The following is a 24,075-nucleotide window of genomic DNA, read 5'->3' as shown; positions in this document are numbered from 1 at the left end:
AGCGATACACATGGATTGTGTTGGGTTGATTCAAATGACATCTGGCCCTAGCCCTGAGTTGAACTTTGAGTACCTTGCTCAAGAAGTTGCAAAGTGCAAAGGGTTGGGGGCTAAGTGGGTTGTGTGCCCTGAAAACGCGTTAGTCTTTGGCAGTAAAGCCGACTATCACCAGTATGCTGAGCCTTTAAATGATGGTCCACTGCAAAAGAAAATCTCTGAGCTAGCAAAGCTTCACAGAATTTGGATCGTCATTGGTAGCATGCCGATAAGTACAACTAACGGAGTGACGACCACAGCCTTGGTGATTGATGATTTTGGTTGCTTCGTTACTCATTACGACAAGCTACACATGTTTGATGTGGATGTCGCTGACGCCCATAAGTGCTATCGAGAGTCGGATATTTTCACTCCGGGCAACCAAGTTGTGACAGCGGAAACGCCTTTTGGTCGCTTAGGTTTGAGTATTTGTTATGATGTGCGCTTTCCACACTTGTATTCAGAGTTACGTAAGCAAGGTGCACAAATCATTGTGGTGCCTGCGGCTTTTACAGCGGTAACGGGTCAAGCGCACTGGGAAGCATTATTAAGATGCCGCGCGATTGAAACACAGTCGTGGATTGTCGCGGTAGGTCAAGGCGGAAAACACCCTTGCCAAAGAGAGACATGGGGACACTCAATGGTGGTTGATCCATGGGGACGAGTGGTCGCACAGTTAGACCAAGATCCTAAAAGTATGGTGGTTGAGATAGACACATCCAGTTGCGAGTCCATTAGGCAAAATATGCCCATCGCGCAACACTCTCGATTTACCAATCAATTTTAATTACAAACAAGAGCCATCTATGAGCATTAATCAAATTGAAGAAGCGCTACTGAACCCGACAGGGCTTACGGAGCAAAATATCGCAGATACATTGGCGAGCATTGCTACCCGCCAAATTGATTATGCTGATATCTACTTTCAGTCAAGCTGGCACGAATCTTTAGTGCTAGAAGACAGCATTATTAAAGACGGCTCTTTCAATATCGATTGCGGTGTTGGCGTTCGTGCAGTATCTGGTGAAAAAACCGGTTTTGCTTACTCTGACCAAATCCAACTGGATGGTCTTAAGCAGAGCGCAATTGCGGCTCGTGGTATTGCTAAACAAGGTCAAAACGGCAAGGTTCAAGCGTTCAAACGCAACTCTAACCAAGCTTACTATGATGCAGTTAACCCGCTAGCGAGCTGGGAAAAACAGCAGAAAACAGAATTACTAAAATCATTAGATGCTTACATTCGCACTAAAGAACCGATGGTGACTGAAGTATCGGTGAGCCTAAGTGGTGTGCATGAGCAGATGCTGGTTGCTGCTACTGATGGCACTTACGCTGGTGATATTCGTCCGCTGGTTCGCTTGTCTATTAGCGTACTTGCACAGAAGGGTGATCGTCGTGAGCGAGGTAGTGCTGGTGGTGGCGGTCGTTTTGGTTACGACTTCTTCTTAAGTGATGACAAAGGCACTCAAGTTGCTTACCAGTTTGCTGATGAAGCGATTCGCCAAGCATTAGTTAACCTTGAAGCGGTTGCTGCGCCTGCTGGTGCAATGCCTGTGGTTCTTGGTTCTGGTTGGCCGGGCGTTCTGCTGCATGAAGCGGTAGGCCACGGTTTAGAGGGTGACTTCAACCGTAAAGAGTCGTCAGTATTCTCTGGCAAAGTTGGCGAGCAAGTAACCTCAAACCTATGTACGATTGTCGATGACGGCACATTAACTGATCTACGCGGTTCATTGAACGTCGATGATGAAGGTGTTAACGGTCAGTACAATACGCTAATCGAAAACGGCATCCTAAAAGGTTACATGCAAGATAAGCTGAACGCTCGTCTAATGGGTGTAGCACCGACAGGTAATGGTCGTCGTGAGTCTTACGCGCATCTTCCAATGCCACGTATGACGAATACATACATGCTACCGGGCGAACACACGCCGGAAGAGATCATCGCAACGGTTGAGAAAGGTATCTACGCACCGAACTTCGGTGGCGGTCAGGTCGATATCACATCAGGTAAGTTTGTATTCTCAGCTTCTGAAGCGTACATGATTGAAAACGGTAAGATCACTCACCCAGTGAAAGGCGCGACGCTAATCGGTTCTGGTATCGAAGCGATGCAGCAAGTATCTATGGTGGGTAATGACCTAAGCATTGACCGTGGTGTGGGTGTGTGTGGCAAGGCTGGTCAAAGTGTGCCAGTGGGTGTTGGTCAACCAACATTGAAACTAGACTCGCTAACCGTTGGTGGTACTGAGTAATTCAGACTAACCTCTGCTGACTTACTTCAAAATATTAAATTGAAAAGCGCCTCCAATGTGAGGCGCTTTTTGTTTTTAGATTACTGATTCAGTGAGCGTATAGAGTCACTACATGTTCTCTTCCGCAAACTCAGCCAGTCGGCTACGCACCACACCATTGAGGTGGATGTTGGCACTGCCTTCGAAGTTTTTAAAACGCTCAACCATGTAGGTTAAGCCTGAAGTCACAGGGGTTAGGTAGGAAGAATCTATCTGCGCTAGGTTACCTGAGCAGACGATCTTAGTACCTTCACCACAACGGGTGATGATGGTTTTGATTTGTGAAGCTGTGAGGTTCTGACACTCATCCAAGAGCACAAAGGCATTCTGAATCGAGCGGCCACGCATGAAGTTGATTGATTTGAACTGGATATTGGCTTTGTCACAGATGTACTTCATCGAGCCTTCTGTGCAGTGGTCGTTCTTGTGCAGCGCTTCCAGTGTATCGGTCACTGCGGCTAACCAAGGCAACATCTTCTCTTCCTCTGTACCCGGAAGGAAACCTATCGACTCACCAATATCAGGCGTGTTTCGGGTTACGATGATCTTGTCGAATTGCTTACGCTCAATGGTTTGTTCAAGTGCAGCGGCCATGGCTAACAGCGTCTTACCACTACCTGCGGCGCCAGTGAGAATCACAAGATCGATATCAGGGTCTAGCAGTGCATCGATCGCCATGCCTTGATAGACGTTCTTTGGTGTGATGTCCCATGCCCTGCGATTCATCAGCCTTTCGCGGCTGAGGTCTCTCAGGGTAATACTTTCTGGTTCAATCTCCTCGACTCGAGCGGCAAAGTCACTCTCTTCGTCAATCACATATTGGTTGAGGAAGGTCGGTTCGAAAGGTGCTCTTGCGAGGGTGTGCAGCGTCTTTCCGCCTAAACTTCTGCTCTCGACATTGTCGATACCATCCCAAAATGAGCCTTCCAGTTGTTGGAAGCCTTTGGTGAGGTATTGGATATCATCAATCAGTTGGTCGGTTTGATAGTCTTCAACGAAACGGACACCAGCGCCTTTTGCTCGCAAACGCATATTGATGTCTTTGGTGATGAGAACCACTTCGCGTGGTGCGCGTTTATTTTGAAGATAGAGGACAGCGTTGAGGATTCGGTTATCGCCTGCTTTGTCGTCGGCGAAGGCCTTGATGCTTTCTTGAAGTTCGTAATCTGCGAGTATTGAAATACTGCCAGAGGCGTTAATGTCTTTAGAAAATGGAATGCCTTCCGATATTTGGTCTGGTGTGGCTTCCCTGAACAGGTCTTCGAGCGTTCGAATCGCAATTCTTGCATCTCGAGCAACGTCTCTTTTACTGTCTTTGATTCTGTCGAGTTCTTCTAGCACTGTCATGGGGATAACGACATCGTGCTCTTGGAAAGAAAATATAGCGAAGGGTTCGTGAAGTAGGATATTGGTGTCTAAAACAAATAGCTTCCGGTTGGTCTCGCCCATAGCATCTCCTTGCCGACGTGCGGCTTGCCTTGCATTCATTGAACGTAGATAAAGCTCATATAAAGATTAGTATCTGATTCTGGTGATAGTCAACTACTCACCTAAACTTCATCTAGAGGAACAGCGCCATATCGTTACGAGTAAATATCGCGTGTTCGTTTGAGAGCAGCAATCTGCTACCTATAGATTAACCATGAATTTTTGACAGTTTGATTGCACTGGCGAAAACAGAAAAAAAGCATGAAATCATCTCCTTTAGGCGTGACCTAAATCACAGCATCGAGTAAGATTAGCGACCTTTTTCTGCACCATTTTCTCGAGATATTTATTATTGAGAGCGCACTTAAAAAGTGGCTGCAAACTAGACATTTTTGGCTATATTTTTAGTTCAGGAGCGGATAACGTTCTTGTTTGAAACTGCAGTTAAGAAGACCAAATTCCAACTATAAGATTGAGGTAGTCGATTCATGACATTTGCTTTGGGGCAACGCTGGATAAGCGATACGGAGAGCGATTTAGGTTTAGGTACCGTTGTAGCAATGGATGCTCGAACAGTGACAGTAATGTTTGCCGCATCAGAAGAAAACCGTGTTTATGCACGTACTGATGCTCCCGTAACCCGAGTAACGTTTAATGTAGGCGATGTCATTGAATGCCAAGAAGGTTGGTCTCTGTCTGTCGAAGAAGTTATCGAAGACAAAGGGCTGTTAACCTACTTAGGTACTCGCGAAGATACCCAAGAAACAGAAGTGACTCTGCGTGAAATCTTCTTAAGCAACCAGATCCGCTTCAACAAGCCACAAGATAAGCTATACGCAGGTCAAATCGACCGTATGGATAACTTTGTGTTGCGTTACCGCGCGCTGAGCAACCAGTACCAACAACACAAGAGCCCTATGCGTGGCTTGTGTGGTATGCGTGCTGGCTTGATCCCTCACCAGCTATACATCGCTCATGAAGTGGGTCGTCGTCACGCTCCGCGCGTTTTACTGGCTGATGAAGTGGGTCTAGGTAAAACCATCGAAGCGGGCATGATCATCCACCAACAGGTGTTGTCTGGCCGTGCTGAACGTATTCTGATTGTGGTTCCTGAAACTCTACAACACCAATGGTTAGTAGAGATGATGCGCCGTTTCAACCTGCATTTTTCTATCTTCGATGAAGAGCGTTGTATTGAAGCGTTTGCTGAATCGGACAACCCGTTTGATACCCAGCAGTACGTTCTGTGTTCTTTGGACTTCCTACGTAAGAGCCGTAAGCGCTACGAGCAAGCACTTGAAGGCGAGTGGGACTTGTTGGTTGTCGATGAAGCGCATCACCTTGAGTGGAGCCAAGACAAACCAAGTCGTGAATACCAAGTGGTTGAAGGCTTAGCGGAAAATACGTCTGGTGTGCTACTACTAACAGCAACGCCTGAACAACTAGGTCGTGAGAGCCACTTTGCACGTCTGCGTCTGCTTGATCCTGATCGCTTCTACGATTACGAAGCATTCGTTGAAGAAGAAGACCAATACGCACCGGTTGCTGATGCAGTAACGGCATTGTTCTCCGGCGTGAAGCTTGAAAACAGCGCGAAGAACCAGATTACGGAACTGCTTTCTGAGCAAGATGTTGAGCCTCTGTTCCGTGTGATTGAAGGTGATAGCAGCGAAGAAGAGCAAGCGTTAGCTCGCCAAGAATTGATTGATAACCTTATGGATCGCCATGGTACAGGCCGTGTTCTTTTCAGAAATACACGTGCTGCAATCAAAGGCTTCCCTAAGCGTAATGTAAACCTACTGCCGATGGAGATTCCAACGCAGTACACAACCTCAATGCGTGTATCTGGCATGATCGGTGGCAAGATGGCTCCCGAAGCTCGTGCTATGAAGATGCTGTACCCAGAAGAGATCTTCCAAGAGTTTGAAGGTGAAGATTCAAGCTGGTGGCAGTTTGACTCACGCGTTAACTGGTTGATTGAAAAGATCCAAGACAAGCGCAGCGAGAAAATCTTAGTGATCGCCTCTCGTGCAAGTACGGCTCTTCAATTAGAGCAAGCACTGCGTGAGCGTGAAGGTGTACGTGCAACTGTATTCCACGAAGGCATGTCGATTCTAGAGCGTGATAAAGCTGCGGCTTACTTTGCTCAAGAAGAGGGTGGCGCTCAGGTTCTTATCTGTAGTGAAATCGGCTCTGAAGGTCGTAACTTCCAGTTCGCTAACCAATTAGTGATGTTTGATCTACCGTTCAACCCAGATTTGCTTGAGCAACGTATTGGTCGCTTGGACCGTATTGGTCAGCTACGTGATATCGACATTCATGTTCCTTACCTAAAAGGTACATCACAGGCGATTCTTGCGCGTTGGTTTGATGAAGGCCTAAATGCGTTTGCGGAAACTTGTCCAACGGGTCGCACAGTTTACGACAAGTACTCAGATGTTCTTATCGAGATGCTGGCTTCTGGTAACACAGAGCAACTTGATGAAGTGATTGAAGAATCTGCCAAGCTAAACCAAAGCCTGAAATCAGATCTAGAAAAAGGCCGTGATCGCCTACTAGAGATGCACTCAAACGGCGGCGACAAAGCGCATGAAATTGCAGAAAAGATCGCGTCGACTGACGGCGATACTAACCTAGTGACGTTTGCATTGAGCCTGTTCGATACGATTGGCTTGAACCAAGACGACAAGGGTGAAAATGCGCTGGTTGTGACGCCATCTGAGCATATGATGGTACCAAGCTACCCGGGCTTACCATACGAAGGCGCAACCATCACGTTTGATCGTGATACTGCGCTTTCTCGTGAAGACATGAACTTCATTAGTTGGGAACACCCAATGATTCAGGGCGGTATCGATCTGCTACTGAGTGAAGGTGTTGGTGCATCAGCGGTATCGCTACTGAAAAACAAAGCGCTGCCAGTGGGTACTATCCTGCTTGAGTTGGTTTACCTTGTGGATGCGCAAGCACCGAAACGCAGTGGTATCAGCCAGTTCTTACCTAAGACGCCAATTCGTTTGATGATGGATGGCCGTGGTAATGACTTATCAGCTCAGGTTGAGTTCGACAGCTTTAACCGTCAATTAAGCCCTGTAAACCGTCACCTAGCGAGCAAGCTAGTTAACTCGGTACAAGGTGAAATTCACAAGCTAATCGAAGCGGGTGAGACGCACGTACTTCCTAAAGTGGAAGAAGTGCGTGAACAAGCTCAACGAGACATGCAGACTAACCTGAACGGTGAATTAGAGCGCCTACAAGCGCTTAAAGCGGTGAACCCTAACATTCGTGATGAAGAGCTAGAGGTAATCGAAGCTCAAATCAATGAATTGACCGGTTACATCAGCAAAGCTCAGGTTCAGCTAGATTCATTACGCTTGATTGTGGTTTCTCACAACTAGTTTTGAATTAGCGAGATGCTTCAACGAAATAAGGCCTTTATCATGAAGGCCTTATTTTTATCTAGCGTTTGAAAGCTGTTTTCGTTGTTGAAAGATGTATTGGCAGAGGGGTTACATCAACCACTTCCACCAAACAAAGACTGCCAAGAAACCAAACAGGTAAACAAGACCCGCGATAGACAGCCATTTTAGCTTGCTGCCAATGGCTAGGGCTTCTGGAAGCTTAGCCTTGTTCACTAGGATGAAGTTAAGCAGCGCGAAGAATGGCGTAGTCGCAAAGGCAAGCACCATCGCAAAATCAAGCATTGGCATCAGTGCAGCGCTAAAGAACATCACAATCGCTAATGCCGCGAGAGAGACAATGATGATCCAGCCTTGCAGCATTCTTGGGCTTGAATCTTTTTTGAATAATAGACGCTGTGATTCAGCAAGCACGCGTGAGTAGCCGTCGATAACGGTAATCGTGCTACCAAAGATACAGAAGAAAGCGATAAGAGCGATTAATGGGCGAGACCATTCACCAATTGTCGAAGCGTAGATGCCGACCAATTGATGAGTGAAGCCAACACCGGATCGAGACAGTTCAACACCCGAACCGTGAAGTACTAGCGCGCCTAACGCAACAAATACTAAAGCAAGCAATGCAGTACCAATGTAGCCGACATTGAAATCGAACAGTGCTGATTGTGCGGTCACTTCCTGCTTCTCTTTTTGGCTTTTTAGCCACATAGAGGTGATGCTGGATATCTCGATAGGCGCAGGCATCCAACCCATGGTCACCACGATAAAACCAATAGCAGCCAATGACCAAGGCGACGGTGGAACAAAAGCAGCATCAGGTTCGACTGGAGAGCCGATAGCAATGGCGACTGCAGCTAAGGTTGTGATGGTTAAGATCGCCATGATCGCTTTAGATAGTGTATCGAGAGCACGATAGTGGCCAGCAAACAGAATGATCAAACAGGTCGCTAAAACGATCATGCACAAGGTGCTAGTGGCTAAATCGAAAGGAACAAAGTAACTGAGTAGGCTTGCACTGAATAATAGCAGGGCAGCGGTATTCACGACCGCAGATATGGCACTCAAGATCGAAAAGATCACAAGGTATGGTCGGCCTAGGTTAGAGTAACCTTCCACCAAGCTTTGACCCGTTCCTAGCGTGTATTGGATGCCGGCTCTGAAGAATGGGTATTTAAATACGTTAACGAGGATAATAAGCGCAGCAAGCTGCCAACCATAAATCGCACCCGCCTTGGTTGAGGCGACTAAGTGAGAACCACCTACAGCCGCTGCGGCCATCATAATGCCTGGGCCAAGCGACTTGATTAAGCTTGATAGGGGAGCTGAGGCTAGTGTTTTTGTGTTGGTGGTTTTAACCGTACTGTCCATCGTTTTTCCTTTGATGCTGACTTCTTATTATCCGTTACCCTATCAATACCATGTTTTGTAAAGTCGTCAACTTTTATGTACGAAAATGTTGAAAATTGTATTTATTTATAAACGAATCAACCGTAAATTATTTATTCACTAGCAATTAAGAGGCTTCAATGGCGTTAGAACAGTACACACCACCGCGTGAACCGTGGATTGATATTGTTTATCAAGATGACGATATTCTTGTGGTGAACAAGCCTGCGGGTTTGCTTTCTGTTCCGGGTAGGTTGCCAGAACATTACGACAGTATGTGGAGTCGGTTAGTTGTTGAGTTTCCAGAGATTCAAGTCGTGCACCGATTGGACATGTCGACATCGGGCTTGATGCTGCTTGCTAAACACAAACAAGCTGAGCGTCATTTGAAGAAGCAGTTTCAATATCGACTGACACACAAACTCTATTACGCGCGAGTATGGGGTTCAGTAGAAGAAGCAGAAGGTTTGATTGACCTCCCTCTTATTTGCGATTGGCCAAACAGGCCGAAGCAGAAAGTGTGTTTCGAGGGTGGTAAATCATCTCAGACTCGCTATATGGTAGAGCAAGAAGAGGCTCAAACGACATTGTTGAAGCTACTGCCTATCACGGGACGTTCCCATCAGTTGCGAGTGCACTGCATGGAGATGGGGAATCCGATTGTGGGTGATGAGTTTTATGCAACGCCAGATGCTTTTAACTATAGCGATAGGTTGGCTCTGCACGCGTGTGAACTCAGTTTTTATCACCCGGCCAATGATCAGTTATTCAAAGCCTTTGTTCCGTGTGAGTTTTATCCTCAAGCATCGCCACAAATCGAGCAGCACTTTGAAATTGCGCCAGAGCTTCCAGACTACAGTAAGCTAAAAGCTTAGAATGGTCTCATCAATACCAATTCAAGGACGTACAATGCCGAAGTTGAAAGTGGTCTTTCTCGACAGAGCCACCATCCCATCTCAAATCCATTTAAAACCTATTAGCTTTGAACATGAGTGGGTAGAGTATGACTTTACTGCTCCAGAACTCGTTGATGAACGCGTTGCAGGAGCGGATGTTGTTATCACCAATAAGGTTGTGCTCAACGCTGATAATTTAGCTCAAGCACAACAACTCAAGCTGATCGCTGTGTCAGCGACAGGCGTCAATAATGTCGATGTCGACTACTGCAAGAGTAACAATATCGCAGTGGCTAATGTGCAAGGCTATGCGACTCAGTCGGTACCTGAACATGTGATTGCTATGCTGTTTACGCTAAAACGAAATCTTGTTGGCTACCATCAAGACATTGAAGCCGGCGAGTGGCAAAAGGATAAGCAGTTCTGTTTCTTTACTCACCCTATTCAAGATGTGGCTGGTAGTACATTGGGTTTAATTGGTAGTGGCAGTTTAGGGCAAGCGACTGCGATATTGGCTAAAGCGATTGGTATGAAGGTGATTTTTGCAGAGCGAAAAGGAGCGGAGTCTTGTCGAGAGGGGTATATGCCCTTTGATACTGTGTTGCAGCAAGCCGATGCGATCAGCCTGCATTGTCCGCTGACCGAAGCGACTCGAAACCTGATTTCAGAGCGAGAGCTAGCAATGATGAAACCAAGTGCGGTGTTAATCAATGCAGGCCGTGGTGGACTTGTCGATGAACAAGCCTTGGTTGAAGCTTTGAAAAGTAATGAGATCGCAGGCGCGGGCATGGATGTGTTTACACAAGAACCGGCAGACAACTCGAATCCACTATTGGCCAACAGTCACCTACCTAACTTACTGCTGACACCTCATGTGGCGTGGGGCAGTGACAGTTCAATTCAAAAGCTGTCTGATATCTTAATCGATAATATTGATGGGTTTGTCGCGGGTAATCCGCAGAACTTAGTGAGTTGATTGAAGAATTAAATTGCGTGAACGAAAAACAAAAAAGGTTGGCTTTTAGGCCAACCTTTTTAGATCGTTGTGTCGATTAAGTGATTTAGCCTTGCGGCTTAACTACCAATACATTGATTGGTGAGTTCTGTACCACTTTGCTTGCAACAGAACCAAGTACCACTTTGTCGATTTTCGAACGCTTATGGCTAGGCATCACGATAAGGTCAGCGCCCAGTTTTTCTGCGTAATCTAGAATCGTTGTGTAAGTCTTGCCTTCGGCAACGTGAACTTTATACACCACTTCATCGTCAATGTGCTTGTCAGCAAACTCTTTGAGCTGATTTTTCACATCAAGCTTCATTTGGTTCGCTGCATCTTTCGGGAAGTAAGACGCAACCATCGACATGTGAATGCCCGGTAGTACGTTCAGAATGTGGACTTCAGCATTGCTGTGTTTAGCGTGCCATACCGCTAGCTCGACTGCTTTATCAGAAAAGCCTTTGTCGTTAAGATCAACGGGAACAAGGATTTGTCTATACATGTATTCGTCTCTTTTTGAGCAGCGCTTAGTACATACCAAACGCTGTAATTATCTTTTCCATGTAGTAAAAAAGCCAAATAGAGTAGAGCGCTACTTGGCTCTATCCATTACGCGCTAATCTCATCCTTACGAGCACGTCTTCTTTGGTTCATCGCTAAACCAATCAAAATCAGTAGGGCAGGTAAGAATACCCACTCTTTCATTGGTCGTTCTGCGTCTTGGATAACGGATTTAATTTCCCAATCAAAGTCAATGCCAGCGGCTTCTGCAGGGCTACCAAACTCAACCATATCAACTATCATCTTGTCGTCAGCTTGTGTCAGCATTAGGCCCATTGAAGCAATGCGGTCTTCACTTGTTGTCGCAGAATCTTCAAACGGAAGGCGAACTGTTTTCTCAGAATAGTTACCTTCTAAGTTTTCGCCACCTACTCTCAATTCAAGTGATTGTCCCACAGATAGATTTTCTGTGATTTGAGCGATCTCAACTCCAGGTGAAAGAACTTTCTCTGGATAAATCATGTCCCACCAGAAACCTGGGCGGAAGAAAGAGAAGGTCAGAACGATAAGCAGTATAGTTTCCCACCACTTGTTCTTGGTGAACCACCAACCTTGAGTTGCTGCGGCAAAGATAAGTACCGCAGTCACAGAAGAGAAAATCGTTAGTGCTAAGTGCCACCAAGAATCAATGCCCATCAACAGTAGTTGGGTATTGAAGATGAACATGAACGGCAAGATCGCGGTCCGGATATCGTAGGTGAAACCTTGAATACCTGTACGAATTGGGTCTGATTTCGCAATCGCGGCGGCCGCAAAGGCTGCGAGACCAACTGGAGGTGTGTCATCCGCAAGAATACCGAAGTAGAACACAAATAAGTGAACCGCAATCAGTGGAATGATCAAGCCGTGCGCTGCACCTAGGGTCACAATTACCGGTGCCATCAGTGTTGAAACAACGATGTAGTTCGCCGTTGTTGGCAAGCCCATACCTAAGATCAAGCTGATTACCGCAGTGAATAGCAACATAAGAATGATGCTACCGCCTGAGATGAACTCAACGAAATCCGTCATTACAAGGCCGATACCCGTTAGAGTCACCACACCTACAACCGTACCTGCAGCCGCTGTCGCGACGCCGATACCAATCATGTTACGTGCACCTGAAACCAAGCTCTCTGCGAGATCAACGAAGCCAGCTTTAGTTTGCTCTGCAAGATCGTCTGATTTGTTCATCAGAGTCATTAAAGGACGCTGAGTGATCAGAATGAAGATCATGAACACGGTCGCCCAGAATGCCGACAGACCTGGAGAGAAACGCTCGACAGTCAGACACCAAACAAGCACTACGATAGGCAGTAGGAAGTGCAAACCAGATTTAATCGTTGGACCTGGATCCGGAACTTCTTTGAGATCCGCATCGATTTCCATACCACCTTCAGATGCGTATTTTGCTGATACACGAACCAGAGCGACATAAGCGACTAATAGAGCCACCGTTACGATTGGTGTTGCAGCATCGCCAAAGACATCTTTCGTCCAACCGACACCGTAGTAAACAGCTGCACTGATAACACACAGACCTAAAATGGTACCCGTGAAAGACAGTAGGCTCTGTACGATAGTTGGCGTGCGGCGACGAGGTAGGCCAGTCATACCTGCTTTACATGCTTCTAAGTGAACAATGTAAATCAGAGCGATGTAAGAGATAAGAGCAGGCAATAGCGCCGCTTTAATCACTTCTACATACGAGATACCCACATATTCAACCATCAAGAATGCAGCAGCACCCATAATAGGTGGCGTTAATTGACCATTGGTTGAAGCTGCTACTTCTACTGCACCTGCTTTAGTGCCAGGGAAACCAACACGCTTCATAAGCGGGATAGTAAAGGTCCCCGTGGTTACCACGTTAGCGATAGATGAACCTGATACCAAACCAGACAAACCTGATGCGACAACGGCTGCTTTCGCTGGGCCGCCTTTCATGTGACCAAGCAGTGAGAATGCGACCTTAATAAAGTAAGCACCGGCGCCAGCACGTTCTAGCATTGCACCAAACAGTACAAACAAGAATACGAATGACGTTGATACCCCAAGTGCCACACCGAATACACCTTCAGTTGTTAGCCACAGATGCGACATTGCCTTGTTCAGGCTCGCACCTTTGTGGGCAATAACGTCCGGCATGTGAGGGCCGCCAAAGGTATAAAGTAGGAATACTGCTGCCACAACCATAAGAGGTGGACCCAAAGCGCGTCGTGTTGCTTCAAGCAGTAAAACCATACCGAATACAGCCGCAACAATATCGAATGTTGTTGGTGCGCCCGAGCGCTCAGCGAGTTCAGTATAGAAAATATAGATATAAGAAGCTGAAAAGCTACCTACAAGCGCTAATATCCAATCGACAGCGGGGATGCGATCCCTAGGCGAATTCTTCATGGCTGGATAAGCGGTAAAGGCTAGGAAAATAGCAAACGTAAGGTGAATTGCTCGAGCTTCAGTGTCGTTTAAAATTGCGAAGTTAAAAATGAACGGCAGCGGAGATGCATACCAAAGTTGGAACAGTGACCAACATAGAGGCACAAACCATAAAATACGGCCTTGGATACCACGAGGGCTACGCGCACCAGTATCTGATTGTGCCACCATTTCTTGCACATCTGGAGACGGTGATGTTGTCTGCGTCATGTACTTTATCCTTATTATTGATGGTCTGCCTTTTCTTACGAACAACCAAACGTTATTTATTTCCTATCTAGTGTAGTGAATGGATAGGGAAATGCGTTTTTTGTTCGTCTTTGTCTTAGGCTTGATACGAAGGTAAGTCCTCCAAATTGGAGAAACTTAAAGGGCTGTTCTTTTCACTTAAATTATTTTTATAAAACGTGAAAAGCCAATAAGGAGGGCTAGCCTCCTTATTGGTGTAGTAGGCTTAAAGTAGAGTTACTTTAGAAGGCCCACTTCTTTGTAGTATTTTGCTGCGCCTGGGTGAAGAGGGATAGAGATACCCGCTTTAACCATGTCTTCTTTTTTCAGGTTAGCAAATGCTGGGTGTAGGCGTTTGAAAGTGTCAAAGTTTTCAAATACTGCCTTAGCAACGTTGTATGCAACTTCTTCAGAAACGTCTGAAGTTGTTACCATAGTTGCTGCAACACCGAAGCTGTTTACGTCAGCGTCAGTACCACGGTACATACCAGCAGGAACTGTGCTGTAAGCGTAGTATGGGTTTTCAGCTACGATCTTGTCGATCTGTGGACCTGTTGCTGAAACCAGTTTTGCATCACAAGACGTTGTTGCTTCTTTGATTGATCCGTTCGGGTGACCAACCATGTAGATGAATGCATCAATCTTGTTATCACAAAGTGCTTGTGAACGCTCAGAACCTTTAAGTTCAGAAGCAAGCTTGAAGCTGTCGTTAGTCCAGCCCATAGCGTCCATTACAACACCCATCGTTGCACGGTCACCAGAACCTGGGTTACCAATGTTTACACGCTTACCAGCTAGGTCAGAAACATTGTTGATGCCAGCATCAGTACGAGCGATGATGTTGAACGGTTCTGTATGTAGAGAGAACATAGCGCGAAGTTTCTTGTATTCGCCCTGATCTTTGAACTTACTTGTACCGTTGTAGCCGTGGTATTGCCAGTCCGATTGAACAACACCGAAATCTAGTTCACCTGCACGGATGGTGTTAACGTTGTAGATTGAACCACCAGTAGACTCTACAGAACAACGAATATTGTGGTCTTTGCGGCCCTTGTTCACTAGCTTACAAATCGCACCACCAGTTGGGTAGTAAACACCCGTCACTGAACCAGTACCAATCGTGATGAACTCTTGAGCGTTAACAGCGCCAGCGCCCATTACAGCAGCTGCAATAGCACCAACTTTAATAAGTTTGGTAAATGCCATGAATTTCCCTTCCTTTATTCATTATTAACCCTGAAACAAGTGTAGTTGCTTCTGGAGTTTCCTATTTGGAAACGGCACCTTTTTCAATCCATGTGATGAAAAAGTGGCTGAATAATATCAAAAATTGGCAGAAAATTACTCGAATGTTAAAAGATATAGCTAAAAAATCTAACAAATGATGTCTGGATCTCGTGTTTGATTTGCTACTGAGTTTTTTAAAATCAATGATTTAGTGTGATTTTGGAAGAGATATATGGATATTCTAGGATGTGATTTGGATCACGAAGTGAATAGATACTCGTGATCCATTAATAGGGCTGATAATTATGAAGCAGAGATCAATTATCCAGCGTATTCAAACAGTTCGCACACTGAATCAAACAGTTGCTTAGTGGTAACCGATAACGTTGGAGTAATGAAGATAGTGTCATCACCTGCGACTACGCCCAGTATACCTTCCGACTTACCTAGTGAGTCTAATAAACGAGCAATCAGCTGCGCCGCACCAGGGCCTGTGTGTATCACCACCAATGCATTGTTGTGGTCAATATCTAGTACTAATTCTCGTAAAGAGCTAGAAACGGTCGGAACACCAAGTTCAGCAGGAAGACAGTAAACCATCTCCATTTTTGCGTTACGAGTTCGAACGGCACCAAACTTGGTTAACATACGCGAGACTTTAGACTGGTTGATGCTTTCAAAACCTTCGTGTTTTAGGGCATCCACAATTTCGCCTTGTGAGCCAAAACGTTCTTCTTTTAGTAAGGCTTTAAATGCACGAACTAAGTTGTCTTGCTTTTCTGTATTGCGCATATGTCATTCTTATTCATTAACAAAGATGTTTGCATATTCTCGCATACATATTCAATTTTAGCCAAAACATCCCTGTAATTTGTTAGTCATATCACTGTAAATATTTAATAGAATAATGTGTTATTTGTGACGACTTATTTTGTTATTTCAGTCGATTATCGCCATAATGCGAACTTGCTGTGTAGCACGGTTTTATTGACTTGCGCGAAGTCGCAAAGCTAGCGTTAATTGATTGTAATCACTTTGTGATTAATATAGTTTTTTAACTTAGATTTAGCTCAAGAATTACCCTACAAAGAATCTATAAGAGAAAGCTCTCAAGGAGAATAACAATGAAAGTAGCTGTTATTGGTGCCGCTGGTGGCATCGGTCAAGCCCTAGCCCTACTACTTAAGAACCGCCTACCTGCTGGTTCAGATCTTGCACTTTACGACATCGCTCCGGTAACACCGGGTGTTGCTGCCGATCTTAGCCATATCCCAACGCCTGTTTCGATCAAAGGTTACGCGGGTGAAGATCCAACACCAGCACTAGAAGGTGCGGATGTTGTACTTATTTCAGCGGGTGTTGCTCGTAAGCCTGGTATGGATCGTGCGGATCTTTTCAATGTGAACGCTGGCATTGTTAAGTCTCTTGCAGAGAAAATCGCAGTTACTTGTCCTACTGCTTGTGTTGGTATCATTACTAACCCAGTAAACACAACAGTGCCAATCGCGGCTGAAGTACTGAAGAAAGCGGGCGTTTACGACAAGCGTCGTCTATTCGGTATTACGACTCTTGATGTGATTCGTTCTGAAACGTTCGTTGCTGAACTAAAAGACAAAGATCCAGGCGACATCCGTGTTCCTGTTATCGGTGGTCACTCAGGTGTAACGATTCTTCCTCTACTTTCTCAAGTTGAAGGCGTAGAGTTCACTGATGAAGAAATTGCAGCGCTAACGACTCGCATCCAAAATGCAGGTACTGAAGTAGTAGAAGCTAAAGCTGGCGGCGGCAGTGCGACACTGTCTATGGGTCAAGCGGCTTGTCGTTTCGGTCTTGCACTAGTTAAAGCACTTCAAGGTGAAGAAAACGTGATTGAATGTGCATACGTTGAAGGTGAAGGCGAGCACGCTCCATTCTTCGCACAGCCAGTTAAACTAGGCAAAGAGGGCGCTGAAGCGATCCTTAGCTACGGTGAGCTGAGCGACTTCGAACGTAACGCTTTAGATAGCATGCTTGAAACGCTAAATGGCGACATCGAGATTGGTGTTGAATTCGCTAAATAAGCAAAACGCTATTTAACTTAGTCTTAAGCTAATTAATAAGGGCCGGCCATTATGATCGGCTTTTTTGATCCTGAAGTTCAAGCTATTCGTATGTACCTCCAAACCAAGGTGAAGGTAAATGTTATGGCTACTGTTCAGAAAGGTATGAATGTCGAATATATGGGGCACTTAGGAAAAGTATTGGTCATTGATGAGCAAGAGCAGTACGCGTTAGTAGAGACTTACAACGGGCATGATCAATACGCGGTGCCAATGGAAGAGCTTAAAGAGATTGAAGCACAACTGCCGTTATCATTAGAAGCGAGCCGATATTGAATTTGGCGCTCTTACAAATATTTGTTGAAAACCAACAAAAGAGCCCTGAGGCTCTTTTTTGTTATTTATATAGAAGCTAGAAGCGAGTTGTCTATTAACCTGCTTACTTACTGCGTTTAACAGCTAAGTGTGCGAGCGTGGTTAGCGCTTGCTTATATTCTGAGTCAGGAAGTACAGAAAGCTCAGCGATGGCTTTATCGGCCTCTTCGTAGGCTTTATTTGTTGTGTACTCTAAAGAGCCTGTCTCTTTCATTACAGCCATAATATCGTCAAGACGTTCCATGCCGTTCGCTTTCTCAATCGCTTCACGAATCATGCTTGCTTGTTCAGGAGAGCCATTATGCATTGCGTAAAGTAGAGGCAGTGTTGGTTTGCCTTCGGCTAGATCGTCACCAACGTTTTTACCCATCTCTTTACCATCTGCAGTGTAATCCATCACATCGTCAATCAGTTGGAAAGCGGTGCCTAGGTATTTACCATAGTTCTGCATTGCTGTTTCGATCTCTGGTGATGACTCAGTAAGAATCGCACCGATTTGGGTCGCAGCTTCGAACAAACGAGCAGTCTTAGAGTAGATCACCTGCATGTAGCTTTCTTCTGTGGTGTCTGGGTTATTGCAGTTCATTAATTGTTGAACTTCACCCTCGGCAATCACGTTTACCGCTTCACTCATTAGCTCAAGGATCTTTAAAGATCCTAGCGTTGTCATCATTTGGAATGAGCGTGTGTAGATAAAGTCACCCACCAAAACGCTAGCGGCATTACCAAAAGCGGCATTGGCCGTCGCTTTACCGCGTCTCATGTCTGATTCATCGACAACATCGTCGTGAAGCAGGGTTGCGGTGTGAATAAACTCGATAAAGGTTGCAGAGGTGATATGAGCTTCACCTTGATAACCAAGTGCGCGAGCAGATAAAAGAGCAAGCAAAGGGCGTAGGCGTTTGCCACCACCGCTAACGATATAAAAACCAAGCTGGTTGATTAAACTTACGTCAGAATTAAGTTGGGCTTGAATTGTTTCATTCACTTTTGCCATATCATTGGCAGTAAGCGTTTGGATAGCTTTAAAATCCATTGTTCATCCGGCTGAAGTTAGACCCTGTAAGGCTTATACGTTGTATTTAATTGTTGAATAATACACTAAAAAACGTTGATTAATACATCGCTAAAGGGCATGATTGCCGCACTTTTCTTTGGCGAACAGGTTTTCGCCAATTTTTTAAAAATATGGCTTGTCATAGCGCCATGATTCCCGTAGAATCTGCGCCCTATTGATTAGTTTAGCGCACACCCGAGTTGTACAATTAACAACCATAGGCTGTGCGGAAAAAGCGGAGTAAAATATGTACGCTGTTTTCCAATCTGGTGGCAAACAACACCGAGTAAGCGAAGGTCAAACACTTCGTTTAGAGAAATTAGACGTTGAAACTGGTGCAACTGTTGAATTTGATAAAGTTCTTCTTGTTGCTAACGGCGAAGAAATCGCTGTTGGTGCACCTCTTGTTGAAGGTGGCAAGGTTACTGCAGAAGTAGTACAACACGGTCGTGGCGATAAAGTAAAAATCGTTAAGTTCCGTCGTCGTAAGCACTCGCGTAAGCAAGCTGGTCACCGTCAGTGGTTCACTGAAGTGAAAATCACTGGCATTAACGCTTAAGTATTAGGAGAGTTTAACAATGGCACATAAAAAAGCTGGCGGTTCTACTAATAACGGCCGCGATTCAGAAAGCAAACGTCTTGGTGTTAAGCGTTTTGGTGGTGAATCTGTTCTTGCAGGTAACATCATCGTTCGTCAACGTGGTACTAAGTTCCACGCTGGCACAAACGTTGGCATCGGTAAAGACCACACTCTTTTCGCTCTTACTGAAGGTAAAGTGAAATTTGCTGTTAAAGGTCCTAAAAACCGTAAGTTTGTAAGCATCGAAGCTGAGTAATTTAATCTTTAACTAGATTATGTTATTAGCTTTCAAGCTGAATTCAAAAGCCCTGCCGATTCGGCAGGGTTTTTTATTTATAGCAAGAATAAAAAAGCAGACGCTCTTGTTTTGGTTTTGAGAAGCCGTTTTATTTTTGAGAAACAGTTTGGTTTTTAAGAAGCCGTTTGTTTTGTAAAAAATAAGAAGCAAAGAACCTCTCCTTATTTGTTCCTTGGTTGCAGGTCGGCCTAGATCTTAGGTGATCGATCTAAACACGGATCTGCTAGAATTTATATCACTCCTTGATGAGTGGTAACGCAACGTAAGTGCGGAGTTAAAAAATGAAATTCGTTGATGAAGCGGTAGTAAAAATAGAAGCCGGTGATGGCGGTAATGGTACAGTAAGCTTTTGGCGCGAAAAATTCGTCGCTAAAGGTGGCCCTGATGGCGGCGACGGTGGTGACGGCGGTGATGTTTACATCCAAGCGGATGAGAACTTAAACACACTGATCGATTACCGTTTCCAACGTTTTTACAACGCAGAGCGTGGTGAAAATGGTCGCGGTGGTAACTGTACTGGCAAACGTGGTAAAGACATTACGCTGAAAGTACCAGTTGGTACGCGTGCAGTTGATATCCACACCAACGAAATCGTTGCTGAAGTTGCTGAACACGGCAAGAAAGTAATGGTTGGTAAAGGTGGTTGGCACGGTCTTGGTAACACGCGTTTTAAATCGTCTGTTAACCGTGCTCCTCGTCAAAAGACAATGGGTACTAAAGGCGAAGTTCGTGAACTGCGTTTAGAGCTTCTTCTATTAGCTGACGTTGGTATGCTTGGCCTACCAAACGCAGGTAAATCTACTTTTATTCGTTCAGTATCTGCTGCGAAACCAAAAGTGGCTGATTACCCGTTCACTACCTTGATCCCAAGCTTGGGTGTGGTAAGTGTTGTCCCTGAAAAGAGCTTCGTTGTTGCCGATATCCCTGGTCTAATTGAAGGCGCAGCTGATGGCGCTGGCCTTGGCATTCGTTTCCTCAAGCACCTTGAGCGTTGTCGTGTTCTTCTGCATATGATCGACATTATGCCGATCGATCAATCTGATCCTATTCAGAATGCACTAACGATCATCGATGAGCTTGAGCAATACAGTGAAAAAGTTTCACAGAAACCTCGTTGGTTAGTGTTCAACAAAGTTGACCTAATGCCAGAAGACGAAGCAGACGAAAAGATTCAAGAAATCATCGATGCTTTGGGCTGGGAAGGCGAGTACTTCAAGATCTCTGCTGTGAATAAAATCGGCACCAAAGATCTTTGCTTCAAACTAGGTGAGTTTATGGAAAACTTACCTCGTGAAGTTGTAGAAGTTGAAGAAGAAGAAAAAGTAGACTTTATGTGGGATGACTACCATAAAGATGCGATGAGCGGTAAGAATGTTGTTACTGAAGATGACGACGATTGGGACGATTGGGATGACGAAGAAGATGACGGTCATGTTATCTATGTTCGTGACTAATCCCTCTTAACTTCTCATAAATCATCGGTCGCTTTTTCCAAGTACACTGATAGTTTTATTAAACCGCAATGAAAATTGCGGTTTTTTTGTATCTAAATCATTATGTACTGTCGAATTTTAATGCAGACTTTATTTCTAGATAATTAATACCAATCGTAGTAAATAACTGGTCACCCTAGCTTGTTAAAACGCTCGATAACTGCGTTAGAGATTTTGATTGTAGAATAACTACTTATCGAAAATCTCTGCCTTGTTCTCAAGCTTTTTTCCTGCGCTATTTCTGAACACTTACTTACTGTGATGGTATAACGCCTATGGGAAGGAAATCATGGCATCAAAGCAAAGAGCGATCTCAAGACTTGTCGCTCAATCGGGACAAATGTTACTGGCTCACGGGGCTGAGAGCACACTGGTCGGCGATATCATGCGCCGTATCGGCATTGCTTGTGGGGTGAATGAGGTTGAAGTCGCACTGTCAGCCAATGCGCTTGTTGTTACTACTGTGATGGATGATCACTGTATTACCACCACTCGAAGTTGTGCTGATCGTGGCATTAACATGCAGGTTATCACTGACATTCAACGCATTTGCATCATGATGGAGAAGGGAATTCTTGATTATGATTTGGCGTATAAAAAGATTCAAAACATCAGCCCCGAGCGCTACAACCGTTGGCTAGTGGTTGTGATGATAGGATTATCATGTGCCTCTTTTAGCCGTCTTGCGGGCGGAGATTGGCAGGTATTCATGATGACTTTTATTGCTTCAGCCTGTGGCATGATCGTCAGACAAGAAATTGGCCATCGTCATTTCAATCCTTTATTAAATTTTGCGATCACCGCATTCGTTACCACTACCATCTCTGCTCAAGCCGTACTTTACAATATTGGCGGACAGCCCACGATCGTGATGGCTTCATCGGTATTGATGTTAGTACCCGGCTTCCCTCTGATTAACTCTGTCGCTGATATGCTTAAAGGCCATATTAATATGGGGTTAGCGCGCTTTACCATGGCCAGCTTATTAACTTTGGCGACGAGCTTGGGTATTGTGGCAGCGATGAGTTTATCGGATGTTTGGGGATGGGCGAGCTAATGAGTATTTTCGAACTGTTTTTAGGTTTGCTCAATGATATGTTTTTCGCCGCGATTCCTGCGGTTGGATTCGCATTGGTGTTTAACGTCCCGCAACGCGCTTTAATTTATTGTGCACTTGGCGGCTCTATCGGCCATGGTAGCCGTTATCTGATGATGCACTTTGGTATTCCAATCGAATGGGCAACGTTCTTTGCCGCGACGGTGGTTGGCATGATAGGGGTTCATTGGTCACATAAACTGTTAGCGCATCCTAAGGTATTTACGGTTGCAGCCTTGATTCCTATGGTCCCAGGCGTGTTTGCCTTCAAGGCAATGATTGCTATGGTAGAGATTAACAGGGCAGGCTATACGCCTGAGTTACTGGCAATGTTGATGGAGAACTTTTTGAAATCAATGTTTATTATCGCTGGACTGGCGGTTGGCTTAGCTGTACCAGGGCTGTTATTCTACCGACGCAGACCTATCGTCTAGCGTTAATTTTCTTTTTAGGGACAGGACTTTCGATTTATGATCATCAGTATGATTGCAGCAATGGCCAATAACCGTGTAATAGGTAAAGACAACCAGATGCCTTGGCACTTGCCTGCGGATTTTGCATGGTTTAAACGCTCGACTATGGGTAAGCCTGTAGTCATGGGGCGTAAAACCTATGATTCGATCGGGCGTCCTTTACCTGGTCGATTAAACGTTGTGATTAGCCGTGATGCGAGCTTGGAAATTGAAGGGGTGACGACTGTTACTTCGATTGATAAAGCACTAGAGCTGGTCAACGATGTCGATGAAGTGATGATTATCGGTGGTGGTTCAATCTATGAAACTTGCCTACCTAAAGCAGACAAGTTGTATCTGACTTATATCGATTTTGATGTCGATGGTGATACACAATTTCCAGACTGGGGAGAAGGTTGGAAGCAGAGCTTTAACGAGAGCTATCAAGCTGACGAGAAAAACAAACACAACATGGAGTTTGTGATTCTCGAGCGTTAACTCCTAATTTAAAAACACTTGCGCTGCTGCACGAGTAGCGCAAGTGTTTCATATATCTATAACGCTTCTTGAGTAAAAAACTGTTTGTCTTCCCAGCGAAGTGCGGTTAAGTCTCCTCCCCAAACGCAGCCAGTATCAAGTCCAATCACGTCTTTTCCGTTATAGCCTTCAAGTGCAGCCCAGTGTCCAAAAACAACGGTTTTATCGAGCTTTATGCGTTGTGGAAGGTCAAACCACGGTACTAATGGTTCATCGGTAATTTCATTGGGTGGTAGCTTACATGCCATGTCGAGTCGACCGTCTTCAAAACAGAAGCGCATTCTTGTAAAGCTATTGATTGCATAGCGATAGCGCTCAATATCATGTAAATCCTGATGCCATAAATCAGGTGCGTTGCTGTACATGTTTTCGATTAGCCATTGCCACCTGTCCGACTTCAGCAAGGATACGATCTCTCGATTTTCAATACGTGCTCTTTCTATATTCCACTGAGGTGAGATACCCGCATGGCACATCACGAACTCTGGATGTTCCTGAAGCAAAGGCTGTTGTCTTAACCATTCGAGTAGCACTTCACGATCTTCAGCATCAAGAATGGCTTGAGTCTTATCTTTTGGTTTCGCTGGAAATAGCCCTAAGGACACCGCCAAAAGGTGTAAGTCGTGGTTGCCTAATACAACCTTAGCTGCGTCACCAAGGCTACGAATAAAGCGTAGCGTCTCCAATGATTTAGGGCCTCGAGCAACTAAGTCTCCAGCGACCCATAAAGTATCTTGGTGTTTATCAAAGTTGATGGTTTCAAGCAGTAATTGAAGTTCGTCGAAGCACCCTTGGATGTCTCCGACAATATAATTCGACACAATAATTTCCTGTAGATACGGATGTATGGCTAATTAAGAATATTAGGGATTGCGAGTCTGAATGGGTCAACTTCGGTAATAAAATCAATGCCCTTGTTATCGGTCATCACATAGTGACCTTGCATAACGCCAACAGGGGTTTCGATGACAGTGCCACTTGTGTAGGTGTATTCGTCGTTGGCTTCAATCACGGGTTGTTGCCCAACTACACCATCACCCTCAATGGTGAGTTGCTTGCCGTTAGAGTCGGTAATAAGCCAGCGGCGAGACATAAGCTGCACCGTTGTTTTACTGAGGTTTTTGATCGTTATAATGTAGGCGAAGACGTAACGATTCTTGGTAGGCTCAGATTGTTCTTCTATGTACTTAGAGTGAACCTGGCATTTGATACAAGGCGTAGATATATCCATATTCGCACCTTTTGTTGTTGATATACTTAA

At 45.1% G+C, this 24,075-nt stretch carries 22 protein-coding genes; 13 read left to right on the top strand and 9 right to left on the bottom strand.

The window, feature by feature from the left end:
• The first annotated feature begins 10 nt into the window (after positions 1 to 10).
• Positions 11 to 823, top strand: a complete 813-nt coding sequence (locus OCV19_RS14345) for a carbon-nitrogen hydrolase family protein (RefSeq protein ID WP_065676157.1) — start codon at positions 11 to 13, stop codon at positions 821 to 823.
• A gap of 19 nt (positions 824 to 842) precedes the next feature.
• Entirely contained in the window at positions 843 to 2,288 is a 1,446-nt protein-coding gene (gene tldD / locus OCV19_RS14340) for a metalloprotease TldD (RefSeq protein WP_048609636.1), read from the top strand.
• Between the two features lie 108 nt (positions 2,289 to 2,396).
• Here the strand turns inward: tldD and OCV19_RS14335 are convergent, their stop codons facing one another.
• Positions 2,397 to 3,776: a PhoH family protein gene (locus tag OCV19_RS14335; protein ID WP_017062953.1), complete on the bottom strand. Its 1,380-nt coding sequence runs from the start codon at positions 3,774 to 3,776 to the stop codon at positions 2,397 to 2,399.
• A 467-nt stretch (positions 3,777 to 4,243) separates the two neighbouring features.
• Here OCV19_RS14335 and rapA point away from each other — a divergent pair, with 467 nt between their 5' ends.
• A complete protein-coding gene (rapA, locus tag OCV19_RS14330) occupies positions 4,244 to 7,153 on the top strand; it encodes an RNA polymerase-associated protein RapA (RefSeq protein ID WP_065676156.1) in 2,910 nt (969 codons plus the stop codon).
• 111 nt (positions 7,154 to 7,264) lie between these two features.
• Here rapA and OCV19_RS14325 read toward each other — a convergent pair whose 3' ends face one another.
• Positions 7,265 to 8,542, bottom strand: a complete 1,278-nt coding sequence (locus OCV19_RS14325) for an NRAMP family divalent metal transporter (RefSeq protein WP_065676155.1) — start codon at positions 8,540 to 8,542, stop codon at positions 7,265 to 7,267.
• A gap of 158 nt (positions 8,543 to 8,700) precedes the next feature.
• Here OCV19_RS14325 and rluA point away from each other — a divergent pair, with 158 nt between their 5' ends.
• The gene (gene rluA, locus OCV19_RS14320) at positions 8,701 to 9,435 is read left to right on the top strand and encodes a bifunctional tRNA pseudouridine(32) synthase/23S rRNA pseudouridine(746) synthase RluA (protein ID WP_065676154.1); all 735 of its coding nucleotides are present in this window, start codon (positions 8,701 to 8,703) and stop codon (positions 9,433 to 9,435) included.
• A gap of 34 nt (positions 9,436 to 9,469) precedes the next feature.
• Complete coding sequence (locus OCV19_RS14315; protein WP_050635004.1) at positions 9,470 to 10,432, top strand: D-2-hydroxyacid dehydrogenase; 963 nt, start codon at positions 9,470 to 9,472, stop codon at positions 10,430 to 10,432.
• Between the two features lie 85 nt (positions 10,433 to 10,517).
• On the opposite strand, the gene OCV19_RS14310 is transcribed toward OCV19_RS14315, so the two are convergent.
• The 4 genes from OCV19_RS14310 to argR all read right to left on the bottom strand — a co-directional run bounded on the left by OCV19_RS14310 (position 10,518) and on the right by argR (position 15,679).
• Positions 10,518 to 10,955: a universal stress protein gene (locus OCV19_RS14310; protein ID WP_048609641.1), complete on the bottom strand. Its 438-nt coding sequence runs from the start codon at positions 10,953 to 10,955 to the stop codon at positions 10,518 to 10,520.
• A 107-nt stretch (positions 10,956 to 11,062) separates the two neighbouring features.
• Entirely contained in the window at positions 11,063 to 13,642 is a 2,580-nt protein-coding gene (locus OCV19_RS14305; RefSeq protein ID WP_065676153.1) for a TRAP transporter permease, read from the bottom strand.
• A 255-nt stretch (positions 13,643 to 13,897) separates the two neighbouring features.
• Positions 13,898 to 14,866: a TAXI family TRAP transporter solute-binding subunit gene (locus OCV19_RS14300; RefSeq protein ID WP_017061374.1), complete on the bottom strand. Its 969-nt coding sequence runs from the start codon at positions 14,864 to 14,866 to the stop codon at positions 13,898 to 13,900.
• A 342-nt stretch (positions 14,867 to 15,208) separates the two neighbouring features.
• Positions 15,209 to 15,679, bottom strand: coding sequence for a transcriptional regulator ArgR (argR, locus tag OCV19_RS14295; RefSeq protein WP_004740827.1), 471 nt, complete (start codon positions 15,677 to 15,679; stop codon positions 15,209 to 15,211).
• Between the two features lie 332 nt (positions 15,680 to 16,011).
• Here argR and mdh point away from each other — a divergent pair, with 332 nt between their 5' ends.
• Entirely contained in the window at positions 16,012 to 16,947 is a 936-nt protein-coding gene (gene mdh, locus OCV19_RS14290; RefSeq protein ID WP_009847834.1) for a malate dehydrogenase, read from the top strand.
• A 123-nt stretch (positions 16,948 to 17,070) separates the two neighbouring features.
• A complete protein-coding gene (locus OCV19_RS14285; RefSeq protein WP_065676189.1) occupies positions 17,071 to 17,262 on the top strand; it encodes a hypothetical protein in 192 nt (63 codons plus the stop codon).
• A 103-nt stretch (positions 17,263 to 17,365) separates the two neighbouring features.
• Here OCV19_RS14285 and ispB read toward each other — a convergent pair whose 3' ends face one another.
• Positions 17,366 to 18,337 carry an octaprenyl diphosphate synthase gene (gene ispB / locus OCV19_RS14280; RefSeq protein ID WP_065676152.1) on the bottom strand — a complete coding sequence of 324 codons (972 nt, stop codon included), beginning with the start codon at positions 18,335 to 18,337 and terminating at the stop codon, positions 17,366 to 17,368.
• 268 nt (positions 18,338 to 18,605) lie between these two features.
• On the opposite strand from ispB, the gene rplU reads away from it, so the two are divergent.
• The 6 genes from rplU (at position 18,606) to folA (ending at position 22,775) form a co-directional block, all read left to right on the top strand.
• Positions 18,606 to 18,917 (top strand): 50S ribosomal protein L21, encoded by a 312-nt coding sequence (rplU, locus tag OCV19_RS14275; RefSeq protein WP_004740823.1) that lies wholly within the window; start codon positions 18,606 to 18,608, stop codon positions 18,915 to 18,917.
• A gap of 19 nt (positions 18,918 to 18,936) precedes the next feature.
• Complete coding sequence (gene rpmA / locus OCV19_RS14270; RefSeq protein ID WP_004735905.1) at positions 18,937 to 19,194, top strand: 50S ribosomal protein L27; 258 nt, start codon at positions 18,937 to 18,939, stop codon at positions 19,192 to 19,194.
• 323 nt (positions 19,195 to 19,517) lie between these two features.
• Complete coding sequence (cgtA, locus tag OCV19_RS14265; RefSeq protein ID WP_017061377.1) at positions 19,518 to 20,690, top strand: Obg family GTPase CgtA; 1,173 nt, start codon at positions 19,518 to 19,520, stop codon at positions 20,688 to 20,690.
• 328 nt (positions 20,691 to 21,018) lie between these two features.
• Positions 21,019 to 21,786: a threonine/serine exporter family protein gene (locus tag OCV19_RS14260; RefSeq protein ID WP_048657975.1), complete on the top strand. Its 768-nt coding sequence runs from the start codon at positions 21,019 to 21,021 to the stop codon at positions 21,784 to 21,786.
• Positions 21,786 to 22,259 carry a threonine/serine exporter family protein gene (locus tag OCV19_RS14255; protein ID WP_017062945.1) on the top strand — a complete coding sequence of 158 codons (474 nt, stop codon included), beginning with the start codon at positions 21,786 to 21,788 and terminating at the stop codon, positions 22,257 to 22,259. The genes OCV19_RS14260 and OCV19_RS14255 overlap by 1 nt, the downstream gene beginning before the upstream one ends.
• Before the next feature lie 36 nt (positions 22,260 to 22,295).
• Positions 22,296 to 22,775, top strand: a complete 480-nt coding sequence (gene folA, locus OCV19_RS14250; RefSeq protein ID WP_065676151.1) for a type 3 dihydrofolate reductase — start codon at positions 22,296 to 22,298, stop codon at positions 22,773 to 22,775.
• 56 nt (positions 22,776 to 22,831) lie between these two features.
• Here folA and OCV19_RS14245 read toward each other — a convergent pair whose 3' ends face one another.
• Together OCV19_RS14245 and apaG are read right to left on the bottom strand one after the other, a co-directional pair.
• The gene (locus OCV19_RS14245) at positions 22,832 to 23,635 is read right to left on the bottom strand and encodes a symmetrical bis(5'-nucleosyl)-tetraphosphatase (protein ID WP_065676150.1); all 804 of its coding nucleotides are present in this window, start codon (positions 23,633 to 23,635) and stop codon (positions 22,832 to 22,834) included.
• A 29-nt stretch (positions 23,636 to 23,664) separates the two neighbouring features.
• A complete protein-coding gene (gene apaG / locus OCV19_RS14240) occupies positions 23,665 to 24,045 on the bottom strand; it encodes a Co2+/Mg2+ efflux protein ApaG (RefSeq protein ID WP_004735899.1) in 381 nt (126 codons plus the stop codon).
• Positions 24,046 to 24,075: the final 30 nt, after the last annotated feature.

The sequence above is a fragment of the Vibrio celticus genome (assembly GCF_024347335.1).
Classification (GTDB): Bacteria; Pseudomonadota; Gammaproteobacteria; order Enterobacterales; family Vibrionaceae; genus Vibrio; species Vibrio celticus.
Note: the sequence above shows the minus strand (reverse complement) of the source record. Positions and strands in the feature narration are given on the sequence as shown.

What these genes read in the sequence shown, in the direction of transcription:
- ispB (WP_065676152.1), bottom strand. Translation starts at nt 18,337, where the DNA reads ATGGATTTTAAAGCTATCCAAACGCTTACTGCCAATGATATGGCAAAA.
- OCV19_RS14315 (WP_050635004.1), top strand. Translation starts at nt 9,470, where the DNA reads ATGCCGAAGTTGAAAGTGGTCTTTCTCGACAGAGCCACCATCCCATCT.
- tldD (WP_048609636.1), top strand. Translation starts at nt 843, where the DNA reads ATGAGCATTAATCAAATTGAAGAAGCGCTACTGAACCCGACAGGGCTT.
- cgtA (WP_017061377.1), top strand. Translation starts at nt 19,518, where the DNA reads ATGAAATTCGTTGATGAAGCGGTAGTAAAAATAGAAGCCGGTGATGGC.
- rluA (WP_065676154.1), top strand. Translation starts at nt 8,701, where the DNA reads ATGGCGTTAGAACAGTACACACCACCGCGTGAACCGTGGATTGATATT.
- OCV19_RS14260 (WP_048657975.1), top strand. Translation starts at nt 21,019, where the DNA reads ATGGCATCAAAGCAAAGAGCGATCTCAAGACTTGTCGCTCAATCGGGA.
- OCV19_RS14305 (WP_065676153.1), bottom strand. Translation starts at nt 13,642, where the DNA reads ATGACGCAGACAACATCACCGTCTCCAGATGTGCAAGAAATGGTGGCA.
- folA (WP_065676151.1), top strand. Translation starts at nt 22,296, where the DNA reads ATGATCATCAGTATGATTGCAGCAATGGCCAATAACCGTGTAATAGGT.
- OCV19_RS14345 (WP_065676157.1), top strand. Translation starts at nt 11, where the DNA reads ATGGATTGTGTTGGGTTGATTCAAATGACATCTGGCCCTAGCCCTGAG.
- mdh (WP_009847834.1), top strand. Translation starts at nt 16,012, where the DNA reads ATGAAAGTAGCTGTTATTGGTGCCGCTGGTGGCATCGGTCAAGCCCTA.
- OCV19_RS14325 (WP_065676155.1), bottom strand. Translation starts at nt 8,542, where the DNA reads ATGGACAGTACGGTTAAAACCACCAACACAAAAACACTAGCCTCAGCT.
- OCV19_RS14255 (WP_017062945.1), top strand. Translation starts at nt 21,786, where the DNA reads ATGAGTATTTTCGAACTGTTTTTAGGTTTGCTCAATGATATGTTTTTC.
- rplU (WP_004740823.1), top strand. Translation starts at nt 18,606, where the DNA reads ATGTACGCTGTTTTCCAATCTGGTGGCAAACAACACCGAGTAAGCGAA.
- OCV19_RS14285 (WP_065676189.1), top strand. Translation starts at nt 17,071, where the DNA reads ATGGCTACTGTTCAGAAAGGTATGAATGTCGAATATATGGGGCACTTA.
- OCV19_RS14335 (WP_017062953.1), bottom strand. Translation starts at nt 3,776, where the DNA reads ATGGGCGAGACCAACCGGAAGCTATTTGTTTTAGACACCAATATCCTA.
- rpmA (WP_004735905.1), top strand. Translation starts at nt 18,937, where the DNA reads ATGGCACATAAAAAAGCTGGCGGTTCTACTAATAACGGCCGCGATTCA.
- OCV19_RS14310 (WP_048609641.1), bottom strand. Translation starts at nt 10,955, where the DNA reads ATGTATAGACAAATCCTTGTTCCCGTTGATCTTAACGACAAAGGCTTT.
- rapA (WP_065676156.1), top strand. Translation starts at nt 4,244, where the DNA reads ATGACATTTGCTTTGGGGCAACGCTGGATAAGCGATACGGAGAGCGAT.
- OCV19_RS14300 (WP_017061374.1), bottom strand. Translation starts at nt 14,866, where the DNA reads ATGGCATTTACCAAACTTATTAAAGTTGGTGCTATTGCAGCTGCTGTA.
- apaG (WP_004735899.1), bottom strand. Translation starts at nt 24,045, where the DNA reads ATGGATATATCTACGCCTTGTATCAAATGCCAGGTTCACTCTAAGTAC.
- argR (WP_004740827.1), bottom strand. Translation starts at nt 15,679, where the DNA reads ATGCGCAATACAGAAAAGCAAGACAACTTAGTTCGTGCATTTAAAGCC.